This is a genomic window from Streptomyces sp. NPDC021100 (assembly GCF_044333095.1).
GTDB lineage: Bacteria > Actinomycetota > Actinomycetes > Streptomycetales > Streptomycetaceae > Streptomyces.
The window spans coordinates 213879-229983 of sequence record NZ_JBIRQH010000009.1; the positions used below are offsets into that span (position 1 = coordinate 213879).

Genomic DNA, 16105 nt, shown 5'->3' on the forward strand with positions numbered 1-16105 from the left:
GGCGGCGTCCCCTTACAGCTTCAGCAGACTGGCGTCGTCGACCGAGGCCGAGTGGCGGGCGCGGTAGACCGAGACGATGATCGCGAGCCCGATGACGACCTCGGCCGCGGCGACGACCATCGTGAAGAAGGCGATGATCTGGCCGTCGAGATTGCCGTGCATCCGGGAGAAGGTGACGAACGCCAGGTTGCAGGCGTTCAGCATCAGCTCGACGCACATGAAGACGACGATCGCGTTCCGCCGGACGAGCACCCCGACGCCCCCGATGGTGAACAGCAGGGCGGACAGGTAGAGATAGCTGACCGGGTTCACTTGACGGCTCCCTTCCGGTCCTCGTCGCCGTCGCGCTCCAGCCACTCGCGCGACCGCTGCTCCAGCGCCGCGAGGTCCGCGAGCGCCTCGCCGGAGACGTCCCGCACCTGGCCGCGGGCGCGCAGCGTGGGGCTGACGCTGAGCTCGGACGGGGCGCCGTCCGGCAGCAGGGCGGGGATGTCGTTGGCGTTGTGCCGGGCGTAGGTGCCCGGGGCGGGCAGCGGCGCCACATGGGTGCCCTCGCGTACCCGCTGCCGCGACAGCTCCTTCTGGGTGGCGGCCCGGCGGATGCGCTCGCGGTGGGTGAGCACCATGGCGCCGACCGCCGCGGTGATCAGCAGGGCGCCGGTGATCTCGAAGGCGAAGACGTACTTGGTGAAGACCAGGGCGGCGAGCCCCTCGACGTTCCCGCCGGAGTTGGCCTGGCCGAGCCCGTCGAAGTGGTGCAGCGAGGCGTTGGCGATGCCGGCGATCAGCAGGACGCCGAAGCCCAGTCCGCACAAGGCGGCCAGCCACCGCTGGCCCCGGATGGTCTCGCGGAGCGAGTCGGCGGCGGTGACGCCGACGAGCATGACGACGAAGAGGAACAGCATCATGATCGCGCCGGTGTAGACGACGATCTGCACGATGCCGAGGAAGTAGGCGCCGTTGGCGAGGTAGAACACCGCCAGCACGATCATCGTCCCGGCGAGGGAGAGGGCGCTGTGCACCGCCTTCTTCATCAGCACCGTGGCCAGCGCGCCGGCCGTGGCGACGACCGCGAGGATCCAGAACTGGACGGCCTCGCCGGTGGAGGTCATGGAGTCCGCGGCGAGATTCACGCCTCCACCCCCTCGGACGCGGGCTTCTCGCCCTTGGTGACGGCCACTTGGCGCTCGGTGCCGGGCGCCGCCTCGGTCACCAGCCCCCGGTAGTAGTCCTGCTCGGTCATGCCGGGGAAGATCGCGTGCGGGGACTCGACCATGCCGTCCTCCAGGCCGGCGAGCAGCTCCTCCTTGGTGTAGATGAGCGACTCCCGGCTCTTGTCCGCGAGTTCGTACTCGTTGGTCATGGTGAGCGCCCGGGTCGGGCACGCCTCGACGCAGAGCCCGCACAGGATGCAGCGCAGGTAGTTGATCTGGTAGACGCGCCCGTACCGCTCGCCCGGCGAGTAGCGCTCCTCGTCCGTGTTGTCCGCGCCCTCGACGTAGATGGCGTCGGCCGGGCAGGCCCAGGCGCACAGCTCGCAGCCGATGCACTTCTCCAGGCCGTCCGGGTGGCGGTTGAGCTGGTGCCGGCCGTGGAAGCGCGGCGCGGTGGGCTTCTTGTACTCCGGGTACTGCTCGGTCAGCCGCTTCTTGAAGACGTCCTTGAACGTCACCCCGAAACCGGCCACGGGGTTCTTGCGGGGACGCGGGGCGTCCTCGCGGGCAGACTCAGGCACCGCCGGCCTCCTTTCCGTCACGAGTTCCGGCACGCGACCCCTCGCGGGTCTCGTCACTCAGAGTATGCACCCCGCCACTGACAGAGACCTCGCTGAGCTCCCGCTCCCGCCGTGACCTGCGGCGCGGCACCGGTGGCAGCGTCTGCCCGGGCAGCGGCGGCACGGGGTAGCCGCCGGCCATGGGGTCGAACTCGCCGTCGCCGTCGGAGGCTTCCCCGTCCCGTTCGCCCCGGCCCCGGAAGAGGTCGGCGACGAAGGAGACCAGCAGGATCGCGACGACCGCGCCCGCGACGTAGAGGACGATCGACTGGAAGTCGTAGTCCTCGTTCCGCAGCGCCCGTACCGTCGCCACGAGCATCAGCCAGACCATCGAGACCGGGATGAGGATCTTCCAGCCCAGCTTCATGAACTGGTCGTAGCGCAGCCTCGGCAGGGTCGCGCGCAGCCAGATGAAGAAGAAGAGGAGCAGCTGGAGCTTGATGACGAACCAGAGCATCGGCCACCAGCCGTGGTTCGCGCCCTCCCAGAACGCCGAGATCGGGTAGGGCGCCCGCCAGCCGCCGAGGAACAGCGTCACCGCGACCGACGAGACCGTCACCATGTTCACGTACTCGGCGAGCATGAACATCGCGAACTTGATGGACGAGTACTCGGTGTTGAAGCCGCCGACCAGGTCGCCCTCGGACTCCGGCAGGTCGAACGGCGCCCGGTTCGTCTCCCCGACCATCGCGACGATGTAGACGATGAAGGAGACCGGCAGCAGCAACACGTACCAGCGGTTGTGCTGCGCGTCCACGATCGCCGAGGTGGACATCGAGCCGGAGTAGAGGAAGACCGCGGCGAACGACAGGCCCATCGCGATCTCGTAGGAGATCATCTGGGCGCAGGAGCGGAGGCCGCCGAGCAGCGGGTAGGTGGAGCCGGAGGACCAGCCGCCGAGGACGATCCCGTAGATGCCGACGGAGGCCGTGGCCAGGATGTAGAGGACACCGATGGGCAGGTCGGTGAGCTGCATCGTGGTGCGGGTGCCGAAGATCGACACCTCGTCGCCGGCCGGCCCGAACGGGATCACCGCGATCGCCATGAAGGCCGGCACGGCCGCGACGATCGGCGCCAGGATGTACACCGCCTTGTCGGCGCGCTTGACGACGATGTCTTCCTTCAGCATCAGCTTCACACCATCGGCCAGGGACTGCAGCATCCCCCAGGGGCCGTGCCGGTTGGGGCCGACGCGCAGCTGCATCCAGCCGATCAGCTTGCGTTCCATGACGATCGACAGCAGCACCGTCACCATCACGAACGCGAAGCAGAAGACGGCCTTGACGACCACCAGCCACCAGGGGTCGTGGCCGAACACCGACAGGTTCTCGACGGCCAGTCCGCCCAGGGAGCCGGGCTCCCCCGGCCGGACCGCGTCCACGGCGGGGATCACGACAGCACCTCCGGTCCCTCGACGGCCCCGCCGGGCGCGATGCGCACGGCCTCCCCGGGGCGCGCCCCGGTGTCGGAGGCGACGCCGCCGCCGGCGGAGTTGAGCGGAAGCCAGACCACCCGGTCCGGCATGGGCGTGATCAGCAGTGGCAGCCGGACGGTGCCGGCCGGCCCGGTGACGGCCAGCGGCTCGCCGTCCGCGACGCCCGTCTCGGCCGCGGTGGCCGGGGAGAGCCGGGCGACGGCCGGGTGCCGGGTGGCGGCCAGGGCGTCGTCGCCGTCCTGGAGCCGGCCCTGGTCGAGCAGCAGCCGGTGGCCGGCGAGCACGGCCTCGCCCGGCCCGGCGGCGGGCGCCGGGCGGGCGGGTTCGGCGGGGTCGGCGGCGCGGGCGCCGGTCCAGGTGCCCAGCCGGGCCAGCTCGGCGCGCGCCGCCCGGACGTCGGGCAGCCGCAGCGGTACGGGACCATGGGGGCCGGTTGTCTCGGCGGCCATCGCGTCGGCGAGCATGTGCAGGACGCGCAGATCCGGCACGACGTGCCGGCGGACCATCTGGTCGGGCTTGAGCGCCGCCTCGAACGGCCGGGCCCGGCCCTCCCAGTCGACGAAGGTGCCGGACCGCTCGACGACGGCCGAGACGGGGAAGACCACGTCCGCCCGGTCCGTCACCTCGCTCGGCCGCTGCTCCAGCGCGACCAGGAAGCCGACCGCGTCCAGCGCCTCCCGCGCCCGCGCCGGGTCGGGCAGGTCGGCGGGCTCCACCCCGGCGACGAGCAGGGCGCCCAACTCGCCGGTGGCGGCGGCCTCGACGATCTGCCCGGTGTCCCGGCCCGTGGCGCGCGGCAGTTCGGGCAGGCCCCAGGCGGCGGCCGTCTCCTCGCGGGCGCGCGGGTCGGTGGCGGGCCGGCCGCCGGGCAGCAGCCCGGGCAGGGCGCCCGCCTCGACCGCGCCGCGCTCCCCGGCCCGGCGCGGGATCCACACCAAGTCCGCGCCGGTCGCGGCGGCCGTCGCCACGGCGGCGGTGAGCAGGCCCGGCACCCCGGCCGCCCGCTCGCCGACGACGATCACCGCGCCCTCCGCGCGGAGCGCCTCGGCCGCCGCACGGGCGTCCTGGGCGGTGCCGTCGGCCAGCGCGCGCAGCCACTCCGGCTCGGTGCCGGGGGCGGCGGGCAGCAACGTCCCGCCCGCCTTCTCCAGCCCGCGCGTGGCGAACGGCGCGACGGAGAAGACGCGTTGGCCGTGCTTGCGCCAGGCCTTGCGCAGCCGCAGGAAGACGCTCGGCGCCTCCTCCTCGGCCTCGAAGCCGACGAGCAGCACGGCCGGCGCCTTCTCCAGCGAGCGGTACGTCACCCCCTCGCCGTCGAGGTCCCGGCCGCGGCCGGCCACCCGGGCGGCCAGGAAGTCGGCCTCCTCGCCGCTGTGCACGCGGGCGCGGAAGTCGATGTCGTGCGTGCCGAGGGCGACGCGCGCGAACTTGGCGTACGCGTAGGCGTCCTCCAGCGTCAGCCGGCCGCCGGTCAGCACCCCGGCCCGGCCGTGCGCGGCGGTCAGCCCGCGGGCCGCGGCCTCCAGCGCCTCGGGCCAGCTCGCCGGCTCCAGGACGCCCTCGGCGGTGCGGACCAGCGGCGTCTCCAGCCGCTCGGGGCGCTGCGCGTAGCGGAACGCGAACCGCCCCTTGTCGCACAGCCACTCCTCGTTGACCTCGGGGTCCTCCTGCGCGAGCCGGCGCATCACCTTGCCGCGCCGGTGGTCGGTGCGGGTCGCGCAGCCGCCCGCGCAGTGCTCGCACACCGTCGGCGACGACACCAGGTCGAACGGCCGGGCGCGGAACCGGTACGCCACCGAGGTCAGCGCGCCCACCGGGCAGATCTGGATGGTGTTGCCCGAGTGGTAGGAGAGGAAGGGGTCGCCCTCGCCGGTGCCGACCTGCTCCAGCGCGCCGCGCTCCAGCAGCTCGATCATCGGGTCGCCGGCGATCTCGTTGGAGAACCGGGTGCAGCGGGCGCAGAGCACGCACCGCTCGCGGTCCAGCAGGATCTGCGGCGAGACGGGCACCGGCTTCTCGTAGGTGCGCTTGCGGCCCTCGAACCGGGTGTCGGATTGCCCGGCGGTCATCGCCTGGTTCTGCAGCGGGCACTCGCCGCCCTTGTCGCAGACCGGGCAGTCCAGCGGGTGGTTGATGAGCAGCAGCTCCATCACCCCGCGCTGCGCCTTCCCGGCGACCGGCGAGGTGAGCTGGGTCTTCACCACCATCCCGTCGGTGCAGGTGATGGTGCAGGACGCCATGGGCTTGCGCTGGCCCTCGACCTCCACGATGCACTGCCGGCAGGCGCCCACCGGGTCGAGCAGCGGGTGGTCGCAGAACCGGGGGATCTCGATGCCCACCAGCTCGGCGGCCCGGATGACGAGGGTGCCCTTGGGGACGGAGACCGGGATGCCGTCGATGGTGACGGACACCAGGTCGTCGGGGGGTACGGCCGCGTTCCCCCCGCCGGAGGGCGCGGACGTGGTGACGGTCATACGTGCACCTCCGGGTGCGACTGGTCGGCCCACACCGTGGACTTCGCCGGGTCGAAGGGACAGCCACGGCCCCTGACGTGCTGTTCGTACTCGGCCCGGAAGTACTTCAGCGAGGAGAAGATCGGGCTCGCCGCGCCGTCGCCGAGGGCGCAGAACGACTTGCCGTTGATGTTGTCGGCGATGTCCTCGATCTTGTCGAGGTCGGTGAGCCGGCCGCGGCCCGCCTCGATGTCGCGCAGCAACTGGACGAGCCAGTACGTCCCTTCGCGGCAGGGCGTGCACTTGCCGCAGGACTCGTGCGCGTAGAACTCGGTCCACCGGGTGACCGCCCGGACGACGCAGGTCGTCTCGTCGAAGCACTGGAGGGCCTTGGTGCCCAGCATCGAGCCGGCGGCGCCCACCGCCTCGTAGTCCAGCGGCACGTCCAGGTGCTCTTCGGTGAGCAGCGGGGTCGAAGAACCGCCGGGCGTCCAGAACTTGAGCCGGTGGCCCGGGCGCATCCCACCGCTCATGTCGAGCAGCTGGCGCAGCGTGATGCCGAGCGGCGCCTCGTACTGGCCGGGGCGGACGACGTGGCCGCTCAGCGAGTACAGCGTGAAGCCCGGGGACTTCTCGCTGCCCATCGAACGGAACCATTCCTTGCCACGGTGGAGGATCGAGGGAACCGACGCGATGGATTCGACGTTATTCACCACAGTGGGGCAGGCGTAGAGGCCCGCCACCGCGGGGAAGGGGGGCCGGAGCCGGGGCTGGCCGCGGCGGCCTTCGAGCGAGTCGAGGAGGGCCGTCTCCTCGCCGCAGATGTAGGCGCCCGCGCCCGCGTGCACGGTGATGTCCAGGTCGATGCCGCTGCCGAGGATGTTCCGGCCGAGGTAGCCGGCGGCGTAGGCCTCGCGGACGGCCTCGTGCAGCCGGCGGAGGACGGGGACGGTCTCGCCGCGCAGGTAGATGAACGCCCGGGTGGAGCGGATCGCGTAGCAGGCGATGATCATTCCCTCGACGAGGGAGTGCGGGTTGGCGAAGAGGAGGGGGATGTCCTTGCAGGTGCCCGGCTCGGACTCGTCCGCGTTGACGACGAGGTAGTGCGGCTTGCCGTCGTTCTGCGGGATGAACTGCCACTTCATCCCGGTGGGGAAGCCCGCGCCGCCGCGGCCGCGGAGGCCCGAGTCCTTCACGTAGGCGATCACGTCGTCCGGTGACATCGCCAGCGCCTTGCGCAGCCCCTGGTAGCCGTCGTGCCGGAGGTAGGTCTCCAGCGTCCAGGAGCGGGGGTCGTCCCAGAAGGCGCTGAGCACGGGTGCGAGCAGCTTCTCGGGTCCGTCCCCTCCGCCGGCCTCCGGCCGCGGGGTCCCGCCGTAGTCGGTGGACACGGTCATTCCTCCCCCTCCTCGGTGGGCCCGGTGGCCGGCCCGGTCCCGGTGACCGGCCCGCTGGGATGGGCGGGGTCCGAGGCGGACGTGGGCCGGGGCGCGTCGTGGGAGCTCGGATGCTCCGGAGGGCGCTCGCCCAACGGCGGTGCGCCGCGCGGTGGTCCGACGCGCGCCGGGCCGGTCTCGCCCCTGGCCAGCCGCAGCCCGGCCAGCGAGGCGTGCCCGGCACCGCCGCCCGCCTCCACCGCGCCCGGCCGCTCGTCCGGGAAGCCGGCCAGGATGCGGGAGGTCTCGCGGTACGTGCAGAGGGGCGCCCCGCGCGTGGGCTCGACCGTGCGCCCGGCGCGCAGGTCGTCCACCAGGCGCTTGGCGCTCTCGACGGTCTGGTTGTCGAAGAACTCCCAGTTGACCATCAGCACGGGCGCGAAGTCGCAGGCCGCGTTGCACTCGATGTGCTCCAGGGTGACCTTGCCGTCGCCGGTGGTCTCCCCGTTCTCCACGCCCAGGTGCGTCTTGAGCGCGTCGAAGATGGCGTCGCCGCCGAGCACCGCGCAGAGCGTGTTGGTGCACACCCCCACCTGGTAGTCGCCGCTCGGCTTGCGGCGGTACATGGTGTAGAACGTCGCGACCGCCGTCACCTCGGCCGTCGTCAGGCCGAGTTGCTCCGCGCAGAAGCGGACGCCGGTGCGCGTGACGTACCCCTCCTCGGCCTGCACCAGGTGCAGCAGCGGCAGCAGCGCGCTGCGGCTGTCGGGATACCGGCCGATCACCTCCCGCGCGTCGGCCTCCAGCCGGGCGCGCACCTCGGCGGGGTAGTCGGGGGCGGGGAGCTGCGGCATCCCCAAGTGCGTTTCCGTCGTCACCGGTCGACGCCTCCCATCACAGGATCGATGGACGCCACCGCGACGATGACGTCGGCGACCTGGCCGCCCTCGCACATCGCCGCCATGGACTGGAGGTTGTGGAAGGAGGGGTCGCGGAAGTGGACCCGGTACGGGCGGGTGCCGCCGTCGCTGACGACATGGGCGCCCAGTTCGCCGCGCGGCGACTCCAGGGCCGCGTACGCCTGCCCCGGGGGCACCCGGAACCCCTCCGTCACCAGCTTGAAGTGGTGGATCAGGGCCTCCATCGAGGTACCCATGATCTTCTTGATGTGGTCGAGGGAGTTGCCGAGCCCATCCGGCCCCAGGGCCAGCTGCGCGGGCCAGGCGATCTTCTTGTCCGCGACCATGACCGGGCCCGGCTCCAGCCGGTCCAGGCACTGCTCGATGATCCGCAGCGACTGCCGCATCTCCTCCAGCCGGAGGAGGAGGCGCCCGTACGCGTCGCAGGTGTCCACCGTCGGCACCTCGAAGTCGTACGTCTCGTAGCCGCAGTACGGGTCGGTCTTGCGCAGGTCGTGCGGGAGGCCGGCGGCACGGAGCACCGGGCCGGTGACGCCGAGGGCCATGCAGCCGGTGAGGTCGAGGTAACCGACGTTCTGCAGGCGGGCCTTGTAGGCGGGGCTGCCGACCACGAGCTTGTCGTACTCGGTCAGGTTCTTGCGCATCTTCTTCACGAACTCGCGCACCTGGTCCACCGCGCCGGGCGGCAGGTCCTGGGCGAGGCCGCCGGGGCGGACGTACGCGTGGTTCATCCGCAGGCCGGTGATCAGCTCGAAGATGTCGAGGATCATCTCGCGGTCCCGGAAGCCGAAGATGGCGACCGTGGTGGCGCCGAGTTCCATGCCGCCGGTGGCGATGAACACCAGGTGCGAGGAGATGCGGTTGAGCTCCATGAGCAGCACGCGCAGCGTCGTCGCCCGCTCGGGGATCTGGTCCTCGATGCCGAGCAGCCGCTCCACGCCCAGGCAGTACACCGTCTCGTTGAAGAGCGGCATGAGGTAGTCCATGCGTGTGACGAAGGTGGTGCCCTGCGTCCAGTTGCGGTATTCGAGGTTCTTCTCGATGCCGGTGTGCAGATAGCCGATGCCCGCGCGGGCCTCGGTGACGGTCTCGCCGTCGATCTCCAGGATCAGGCGGAGCACGCCGTGGGTGGAGGGGTGCTGGGGGCCCATGTTGACGACGATGTGCTCGTCGTCGGTCTTCCGGGCGGCGGTGACGACCTCGTCCCAGTCCCCGCCGGTGACGGTGTAGACGGGCCCCTCGGTGGTCTCGCGGGGGCCCTCGGTGCTTCTGGGGCCCTGGGCGGTTTTCCCGGAACCGTGCGGGCTCGTGTTCGCGGAACCGTGCGGGCTCGTGGGGGATTCGCTGGTGGACATCAGCTGTACGACCTCCGCTGGTCCGGAGACGGGATCTGAGCGCCCTTGTACTCGACGGGGATGCCGCCGAGCGGGTAGTCCTTGCGCTGCGGGAAGCCCTGCCAGTCGTCCGGCATCATGATCCGGGTGAGCGCCGGGTGGCCGTCGAAGACCAGGCCGAAGAAGTCGTAGACCTCGCGCTCGTGCCAGTTGTTGGCCGGGTAGACGTCGACGACGGACGGCACGTGCGGATCGGCGTCGGGGGCGGTGACCTCCAGCCGGATCAGCCGGGCGTGCGTCACCGAGCGCAGGTGGTAGACGGCGTGCAGCTCGCGGCCCTTGTCCCCCGGGTAGTGGACGCCGCTGACGCCGGTGCAGAGTTCGAAGCGGAGCGCCGGATCGTCCCGGAGCGTCCGGGCGACGCGCGGCAGGTGCTCGCGCGCGATGTGGAAGGTGATCTGGCCGCGGTCGACGACGGTCTTCTCGATGGCGTTCGACGGGACGACACCCTGCTCCTCCAGCGCGCCCTCCAGCTCGTCGGCCACCTCGTCGAACCAGCCCCCGTAGGGCCGGGCGGTCTCGCCGGGCAGCCGGACGGTCCGCACCAGGCGGCCGTAGCCGGTGGTGTCGCCGCCGTTGTTCGCGCCGAACATGCCCCTGCGGACGCCGATGACCTCGCCGGTGTCACCACGCTGGACGGGGACCCGGTCGTCCGGACGGTCCCGCTCGTCCTGCTCGCTCACGGCAGCAGCCCCTTCATCTCGATGAGGGGCAGGGACTTCAGCGCCGCCCGCTCGGCCTCGCGGTCGGCCTCGGCCCGGTGCGGGCCGAGCTTCTCGCCCTGGATCTTCTGGTGGAGCTTGAGGATCGAGTCCATGAGCATCTCGGGGCGCGGCGGACAGCCGGGCAGGTAGATGTCGACGGGGACGATGTGGTCGACGCCCTGGACGATCGCGTAGTTGTTGAACATGCCGCCGCTGGAGGCGCAGACGCCCATGGCGATGACCCACTTGGGGTTGGGCATCTGGTCGTAGACCTGGCGCAGCACCGGCGCCATCTTCTGGCTGACCCGGCCGGCGACGATCATCAGATCGGCCTGGCGGGGGGAGCCGCGGAAGACCTCCATGCCGAAGCGGGCCAGGTCGTAGCGGCCGGCGCCGGTGGTCATCATCTCGATGGCGCAGCAGGCGAGGCCGAAGGTGGCGGGAAAGACCGACGCCTTGCGGACCCAGCCGGCGGCCTGTTCCACGGTGGTCAGCAGAAAGCCGCTGGGCAGCTTCTCCTCAAGACCCATGTGCGGTGGCCCCCTAGTCCCATTCCAGGCCGCCGCGCCGCCAGACGTAGGCGTAGGCGACGAAGACGGTGAGTACGAAGAGCAGCATTTCGACGAGGCCGAACAGCCCGAGGGAGTCGAAGGCGACGGCCCAGGGGTAGAGGAAGACGATCTCGATGTCGAAGACGATGAAGAGCATCGCCGTCAGGTAGTACTTGATCGGGAAGCGGCCGCCGCCGGAGGGCTGCGGCGTCGGCTCGATGCCGCATTCGTAGGCTTCGAGCTTGGCGCGGTTGTACCTCTTCGGCCCGATGAGCGATGCCATGACCACGGAGAAGATCGCGAAGCCGGCACCGAGGGCTCCCAGTACGAGGATGGGCGCGTAGGCGTTCACCGCTCCTCGCTCCTTCCAGTCGACGCTGACTGCTGGCTGACCGGACCTCCGCGGACCGCTCACCGGCGAACACCGCGAAGGGTTCTGCGAAGATCGCGAATATGTGAGGCAGTTCACAAGCCCGGGTCGAGGGCATCTTATGCCCGGCGGTCTGTGATCTGCGACACGGCGAACAGCACGGCGTTTGTGATCTCCACCACCTGACGAACGATCATCAAGTCGGATGATCGGTGACCTTCTCACCCGAAGCATCCGAGTGATCGCCAGTGGTCACATTCCGGTGGTTTTCCGCTGGTCGAGGCGGCCTTCGGGGGCTGAGGCATTATCAAGCCACCGGGGCTGCGGGCAAATTGGCATCTGCCATCGTCAACTGATATAGCGACACCATCCGTTGCGGAGCGGTGACCGATCGTCGGCTCGTGCGCGGATTCACCATCCGCCGGGCGGCTGTCCGGTGATCGCGCGACGGCCGCACGACGACAGCGCCCCGGCCGTCGGCAAGAGCGCGTGCACGTGAAGTCCGCCACGTAGGCGTTCGATTGATGTCCGATTTGCCCGGCGATCTTCGACGGCCGAGACCGGAACGTGATATGCCGCGCCGCCGAGCGCCCTCCACGCCCAAATGCCATGCTTAACCGCATGATCACGATTGGGGGAACGGGCAGCGGAAAGCCCGCTTCCGGTGCGCCTGCCCTGAATTCCTGGCACTCGAACGCCGATTGTGGTCCACGTCACTTATATTGAACTCCACCTACGGCGCCTGGTAAGCCCTTGTCCCATGTCCCCCAACGCGCACATAACCAGCCACCGGAAGCCCCGTCGCCCCGCGACGCAGTCGTGGGCCATCCGCTCGGGTGTTGCCGGTGGCGTCCTCAGCACCCTGGCCGTCACGGGCGCCGCGCAGGCGACCGCCGCCGAGAAGCCGGCCGAGGCCACGATCGAGATGCCGGCCATCAACGCCGCGCTCTCCGCCTCGGTCGCCGAAAGCGCCGCGGCCACGCAGCAGACCGCGGACGACTACCAGGTCCGTGCGCAGGTGGACAAGGCGGTCGACCACGCCCGTGTCGCCGCCAAGAAGGCCAAGCAGGAGGCCGACCGCAAGGCCGAGGCCGAGCGCAAGGCCGCCGAGGCCAAGGAGAAGCGCGAGGCCGAGCAGGCCCGCGCCTCCCGCGACGCCCAGCGCACCGCCCTCGGCACCAAGGCCACCGCCTCCGCCGACAGCGACGACGAGGGCAGCGGCGCCCAGGGCTCCGGCTCCGGCACGAGCACCTCGACGACGTCCACGAAGAGCACGGGCGCGACGGGCAACGCCGCCACCCTCATCTCCTTCCTCCGGGCGCAGGTCGGCAAGGCCTACGTGATGGGCTCCACCGGCCCGTCCTCCTACGACTGCTCCGGTCTGGTCATGGCCGCCTACCAGCAGATCGGCATCAGCCTCCCCCGCGTCTCCCAGGACCAGTCGACCGCCGGCACCCAGGTCTCCCTCTCCAACCTGCAGCCGGGCGACATCGTCTACTGGGGCGCCGCGGGCAGCGCCTACCACGTCGGCGTCTACATCGGCGGCGGCAAGTTCATCGGCGCCCAGAACCCCAGCACGGGCATCGTCGAGCGCGACATGAGCTACTCCCCGCCCACCGGCGCGGTCCGCGTCATGTGACGCACGGACACATTCGGGTCAAGGGCCGCCACCTCGGACAGAGGTGGCGGCCCTTCGCCGTGAACGCCTGCGCCGCCGACACGCCGTCACTACGATCGGCTCATGCCCGAGTCGGAGACGGCCTTCCGTTCCCTGGACGGCACCGCCCTCGCCGGAACCCTGACCGCACCGGAGGGGCCGGGGAACGGCCTGGTGGTCTTGGTGCACGGCGCCGGAGTCACCCGCGAGGAAGGCGGCTTCTTCACCCGCCTCGCCGCCGGCCTGACCGCCGCCGGCTTCCGATCCCTCCGCTTCGATCTCCGCGCCCACGGCACGAGCGCCGGACGGCCGGAGGACGTGACCATCACCGGCGTCGCCAACGACATCCGCGCGGCCTGCGACCACCTGCGGACGGTGGCCGCTTCGGACCGCGCCGTCGACGTCATCGCCGCGTCGTTCTCCGGTGGCGCCGCCGCGCTGCACACCGCCCACCGGCCGCGGGACGTCCGCCGCCTGGTCCTGCTCAACCCCCGCCTCGACTACCACGAGCGGTACGCGACCAGCCGGCCGTACGTCAGGGACGACTACCTCACGCCGGAAGCGGCCGAGGCCCTCGACGGCCGGGGTTTCACCGAACACAGCCCGTTCGCCCTGGGCCGCGCTCTGCTGAACGAGGTCCACCACCTCGCCCCCGCGACCTTTCTCCGGGACGTCCAGGCCCCCGCCCTTCTGGTCCACGGAACGAAGGACACCTTCGTTCCCGTCGAGTCCTCCCGCCACCATCTGGGGTTTTTCGGCGGCCCGGCGGAGCTGCTGGAACTCGACGGAGCACAACACGGCTTCGCCGTGCACGACGACCCCGGGTATCTGCACCCGCGGTCGCAGGCGTGGCAGGCCGAGGTCATCGAACGCGTCACCGCTTTCCTCACGCGCTAACCCGGCAGGACGGCGAGGGCGCGGCGCAGTTCGCGCACGGCGGGCCGTCGACCATGCGGGCGCAGCAGGCCGACGGAACGCCGCAGTTCGCGGAGCGCCTGGCCGAAACGCGGTGCGGCGGCGAGGCGCAAAACGGACAACCCGGTCGCCGCCGCCTCGTCGGGATGGCCCGCCGCCGCCAGAGCACCGGCCAGGTGGGCGGTGAAGAAGGCCCGGTCCCGGAGGGCGAACGCGCCGGTGGCCAAGTGCTCGCGCAGCAGGACGACGGCTCGCTCCGGCCGTCCCGCCTCCCGGTGGCAGACGGCGCTCTGTGCCATCAGGCGGTCGAGGTCGTATCCGCCGCACAAGGGGCCGACGCAAGTCACGGTGGTGACCGGCGGCGCGGCATCGAGCGCTTCACCGGCCCGATCGAGCATGCGCGCGACGTCCTCCGGCGCCGCGCCGCCGAGCGCCAGTGCTCGGGCCTCCTGTTGCAGCGCCTCCGCGCGGGCGCGGAGCGGCAGCGACCAGGGGCCGTGCACGGCCGCGTGCGCAAGGTCGCGCATGCGGGCCGGGTCGGTGCGCTCGGTCGCCTGTGCCTTGCGGAGCAGGACGTATCCGTGCATCGCCCCGTCCCCGCACAGGTCGGCCCACTCGATAGCCCGGTCGTGCCAGTACAGCACGGTCCTCGCGGGCGCCCCGTTGTCGTGATACAGCCAGGCCGTGAACTCGGCGGCGCGGCTGCCCAGACGCAACAGTTCCCGGCGGATGTCGGTGCGGGCTTCCCGCGCCGTGTTCTCAACGGACCGCACCAGGTCGAGGGCGACCGGCAAGACACCTCCGGGGCCGTTCCGGCCATCCAGGCGGGCGGCCTTCTCCAGGGCCGTACCCAGACAGTCGACCAGCTCGCGCCCACTGTGCCGACGTACCTCGGTGCCTTCGGCGACCGGACGGATCGGCACCTCCTCCGGTGAAGGGGCCGGAACACGGGCGGCAGCAGTTCCCGACGCCCTGGGACGGACGAAGCCCAACTGCTCCAACGGAAGGCCGAACATGCTCTCCAGCACTCGCCGCGCATCGCGGTTCGGCCACTCCGACCGGCCCGACTCCCACCGCCGCACCTGCCGCACGGAGATGACCGTGCGTTCCCCCAGCGCCAGCGCATGACGTTCGTAGGCATCGGCGAATTCCTGCTGCGTGTGCCAGCCGTGCCGCACCCGGGCGGCCACAAGGAGCGTGTTCCGCGACGCTGCTTCGGACATGGCGCCAGACGCTACTGCTCCGCCCGCGGGCCAGGAGCCGGACCGACGAAGTGTCCGGTGATGTGGCCTCGTCCCGCCATGGCCGCGACGGTGCAATCGGCGTACCGAGGCGCACGTCGTGCGCCGGACTCGACCGCTCGGCCCTGAGGAGCACCCTGTGCACCACGACACGACGCCCGGCCACCAGGCCACACGGCTCACTTCCATGCTGACTGGGGACTCCGCACCCCTGGATCTCATCACCATCCGGGCCACCGTCCGGCGGGCCCTCCAGGACCGGGGGCCCGTGCTTCCCCGGCCGGAAGAAGTGGCCGAGTTGACCACAGCCCTGCGCGGACACCTGCGGGCCATGCTGGACGAGGCCCTCGACCGTGTCACCCGGCTCGACCGCCACACCGGCGCCTGGCACCGCTGGCAGACACTCATCGACCGGGTACGGACGGACCTGTCCCGCGACGCGGGTACGGGCCTGTGCTCGGCGACCGCCCATATGCGGGAGCTTGGACGGACGGCGCGGTACCTCGCCGACTGCCTGGACGAGTAGCCTGCCGGCTGCCCGAGCGGTCTCAGCCGTTCCTGACCTTCAGGGCGCCGCTGGACGTCGTCAGGTTCAGGTGGTGGGGGGCCGAGGGGGATTGGGGGACGGATATGTTCTTGGAGCCGCTGTCGGTGTCGGCGGTGACGCGGTAGGGGCCGTCGGGGGCGGTGACGGTGAGGGAGCCGCTGGAGGTTTCGGCCTCGACGTCCTGGGGGGACGCGAGGGTGAGGTCGAGGGCTCCGCTGGTGGCCTTCGCCTTCACGGGGCCGGACGTGAGGTCGTGCCCCTTCACCGCGCCGCTGGTGGATTCGACGTCGAGCGGGCCCGCGATGTCGGTCAGTTCGATGGCGCCCGACGACGACTTCACGTGCGTCGCGCCCACGCGCTCCAGGTCGATGGAGCCGCTGGACGTCCCGCCGCTGACGGGGATCCCGGCGGGGACGGTGACCTCGTAGTCGACCGAGCAGTCCTCGCCGCAGCCGCCGAGGACGAGGACGCCGTTCTCGACGCGGTGGGTGGGGCCGTCCGGGCGGTCGTCGCGGTAGTGGACGGTCCGGTGGAGTTCGGCGCCGGTGGTGCCGGGCTTGCCGTGGAGGGTGATGGCGCCCGAGTCGCCGTCGATGCGGACCGCGCTGACCTTCCGGGACACGGTGGCGTCGTCCTCGGACTTCTTCATCGGCCCCAGGTCGCACGCGCTCAGCGCGCCGACGGCGGCCGCTGCCGTCAGAAGGGCGGCGGCGATCGGACGGAGGCGGGAACGCATGGGACTTCACCGTTTCTCAGGAATGGGGGTGG

At 71.4% G+C, this 16105-nt stretch carries 16 protein-coding genes; 3 read left to right on the top strand and 13 right to left on the bottom strand.

The genetic code is table 11. The features are described from left to right. Window positions 1-12: 12 nt before the first annotated feature. Genes nuoK through ACH4PU_RS19090 form a run of 11 tightly spaced genes read right to left on the bottom strand, consistent with a single transcriptional unit; the run spans window position 13 to window position 10959 of the window. On the bottom strand, window positions 13-312 hold the full coding sequence (gene nuoK / locus ACH4PU_RS19040) for an NADH-quinone oxidoreductase subunit NuoK (protein WP_004941739.1): 300 nt from the start codon (window positions 310-312) through the stop codon (window positions 13-15). After that, entirely contained in the window at window positions 309-1133 is an 825-nt protein-coding gene (locus ACH4PU_RS19045; RefSeq protein ID WP_398272957.1) for an NADH-quinone oxidoreductase subunit J, read from the bottom strand. The genes nuoK and ACH4PU_RS19045 overlap by 4 nt, the downstream gene beginning before the upstream one ends. Further along, window positions 1130-1735, bottom strand: coding sequence for an NADH-quinone oxidoreductase subunit NuoI (gene nuoI, locus ACH4PU_RS19050; RefSeq protein WP_398272959.1), 606 nt, complete (start codon window positions 1733-1735; stop codon window positions 1130-1132). The genes ACH4PU_RS19045 and nuoI overlap by 4 nt, the downstream gene beginning before the upstream one ends. Continuing rightward, the gene (nuoH, locus tag ACH4PU_RS19055; RefSeq protein ID WP_398272961.1) at window positions 1728-3167 is read right to left on the bottom strand and encodes an NADH-quinone oxidoreductase subunit NuoH; all 1440 of its coding nucleotides are present in this window, start codon (window positions 3165-3167) and stop codon (window positions 1728-1730) included. Before nuoH ends, nuoI begins: the two co-directional genes overlap by 8 nt. Further along, the gene (locus ACH4PU_RS19060) at window positions 3164-5683 is read right to left on the bottom strand and encodes an NADH-quinone oxidoreductase subunit G (RefSeq protein ID WP_398272963.1); all 2520 of its coding nucleotides are present in this window, start codon (window positions 5681-5683) and stop codon (window positions 3164-3166) included. Before ACH4PU_RS19060 ends, nuoH begins: the two co-directional genes overlap by 4 nt. Beyond that, a complete protein-coding gene (gene nuoF / locus ACH4PU_RS19065; RefSeq protein WP_398272965.1) occupies window positions 5680-7059 on the bottom strand; it encodes an NADH-quinone oxidoreductase subunit NuoF in 1380 nt (459 codons plus the stop codon). The genes ACH4PU_RS19060 and nuoF overlap by 4 nt, the downstream gene beginning before the upstream one ends. Next, window positions 7056-7892 (bottom strand): NADH-quinone oxidoreductase subunit NuoE, encoded by an 837-nt coding sequence (gene nuoE / locus ACH4PU_RS19070; RefSeq protein WP_398273034.1) that lies wholly within the window; start codon window positions 7890-7892, stop codon window positions 7056-7058. The genes nuoF and nuoE overlap by 4 nt, the downstream gene beginning before the upstream one ends. A gap of 20 nt (window positions 7893-7912) precedes the next feature. Continuing rightward, window positions 7913-9313, bottom strand: coding sequence for an NADH-quinone oxidoreductase subunit D (locus ACH4PU_RS19075; RefSeq protein ID WP_398272967.1), 1401 nt, complete (start codon window positions 9311-9313; stop codon window positions 7913-7915). Next, complete coding sequence (locus tag ACH4PU_RS19080; RefSeq protein WP_398272969.1) at window positions 9313-10035, bottom strand: NADH-quinone oxidoreductase subunit C; 723 nt, start codon at window positions 10033-10035, stop codon at window positions 9313-9315. Before ACH4PU_RS19080 ends, ACH4PU_RS19075 begins: the two co-directional genes overlap by 1 nt. Further along, window positions 10032-10586, bottom strand: coding sequence for a NuoB/complex I 20 kDa subunit family protein (locus ACH4PU_RS19085; RefSeq protein WP_398272971.1), 555 nt, complete (start codon window positions 10584-10586; stop codon window positions 10032-10034). The genes ACH4PU_RS19080 and ACH4PU_RS19085 overlap by 4 nt, the downstream gene beginning before the upstream one ends. 13 nt (window positions 10587-10599) lie before the next feature. Next, on the bottom strand, window positions 10600-10959 hold the full coding sequence (locus ACH4PU_RS19090) for an NADH-quinone oxidoreductase subunit A (RefSeq protein WP_004941767.1): 360 nt from the start codon (window positions 10957-10959) through the stop codon (window positions 10600-10602). Between the two features lie 778 nt (window positions 10960-11737). Here ACH4PU_RS19090 and ACH4PU_RS19095 point away from each other — a divergent pair. Continuing rightward, complete coding sequence (locus ACH4PU_RS19095) at window positions 11738-12616, top strand: C40 family peptidase (protein WP_398272974.1); 879 nt, start codon at window positions 11738-11740, stop codon at window positions 12614-12616. 102 nt (window positions 12617-12718) lie between these two features. Further along, window positions 12719-13531, top strand: a complete 813-nt coding sequence (locus ACH4PU_RS19100; RefSeq protein WP_398272976.1) for an alpha/beta hydrolase — start codon at window positions 12719-12721, stop codon at window positions 13529-13531. Here ACH4PU_RS19100 and ACH4PU_RS19105 read toward each other — a convergent pair. Further along, window positions 13528-14772: an XRE family transcriptional regulator gene (locus tag ACH4PU_RS19105; RefSeq protein WP_398272978.1), complete on the bottom strand. Its 1245-nt coding sequence runs from the start codon at window positions 14770-14772 to the stop codon at window positions 13528-13530. The two genes, ACH4PU_RS19100 and ACH4PU_RS19105, sit on opposite strands and share 4 nt — an antisense overlap. Window positions 14773-14929: 157 nt before the next feature. On the opposite strand from ACH4PU_RS19105, the gene ACH4PU_RS19110 reads away from it, so the two are divergent. Next, window positions 14930-15316 carry a DUF6415 family natural product biosynthesis protein gene (locus tag ACH4PU_RS19110; RefSeq protein ID WP_398272980.1) on the top strand — a complete coding sequence of 129 codons (387 nt, stop codon included), beginning with the start codon at window positions 14930-14932 and terminating at the stop codon, window positions 15314-15316. Between the two features lie 22 nt (window positions 15317-15338). Here ACH4PU_RS19110 and ACH4PU_RS19115 read toward each other — a convergent pair whose 3' ends face one another. Next, on the bottom strand, window positions 15339-16073 hold the full coding sequence (locus ACH4PU_RS19115) for a DUF4097 family beta strand repeat-containing protein (protein ID WP_398272982.1): 735 nt from the start codon (window positions 16071-16073) through the stop codon (window positions 15339-15341). Window positions 16074-16105: the final 32 nt, after the last annotated feature.

What these genes read in the sequence shown, in the direction of transcription:
- ACH4PU_RS19060 (WP_398272963.1), bottom strand. Translation starts at nt 5,683, where the DNA reads ATGACCGTCACCACGTCCGCGCCCTCCGGCGGGGGGAACGCGGCCGTA.
- nuoF (WP_398272965.1), bottom strand. Translation starts at nt 7,059, where the DNA reads ATGACCGTGTCCACCGACTACGGCGGGACCCCGCGGCCGGAGGCCGGC.
- nuoE (WP_398273034.1), bottom strand. Translation starts at nt 7,892, where the DNA reads ATGCCGCAGCTCCCCGCCCCCGACTACCCCGCCGAGGTGCGCGCCCGG.
- ACH4PU_RS19075 (WP_398272967.1), bottom strand. Translation starts at nt 9,313, where the DNA reads ATGTCCACCAGCGAATCCCCCACGAGCCCGCACGGTTCCGCGAACACG.
- ACH4PU_RS19085 (WP_398272971.1), bottom strand. Translation starts at nt 10,586, where the DNA reads ATGGGTCTTGAGGAGAAGCTGCCCAGCGGCTTTCTGCTGACCACCGTG.
- ACH4PU_RS19095 (WP_398272974.1), top strand. Translation starts at nt 11,738, where the DNA reads ATGTCCCCCAACGCGCACATAACCAGCCACCGGAAGCCCCGTCGCCCC.
- ACH4PU_RS19100 (WP_398272976.1), top strand. Translation starts at nt 12,719, where the DNA reads ATGCCCGAGTCGGAGACGGCCTTCCGTTCCCTGGACGGCACCGCCCTC.
- ACH4PU_RS19105 (WP_398272978.1), bottom strand. Translation starts at nt 14,772, where the DNA reads ATGTCCGAAGCAGCGTCGCGGAACACGCTCCTTGTGGCCGCCCGGGTG.
- ACH4PU_RS19115 (WP_398272982.1), bottom strand. Translation starts at nt 16,073, where the DNA reads ATGCGTTCCCGCCTCCGTCCGATCGCCGCCGCCCTTCTGACGGCAGCG.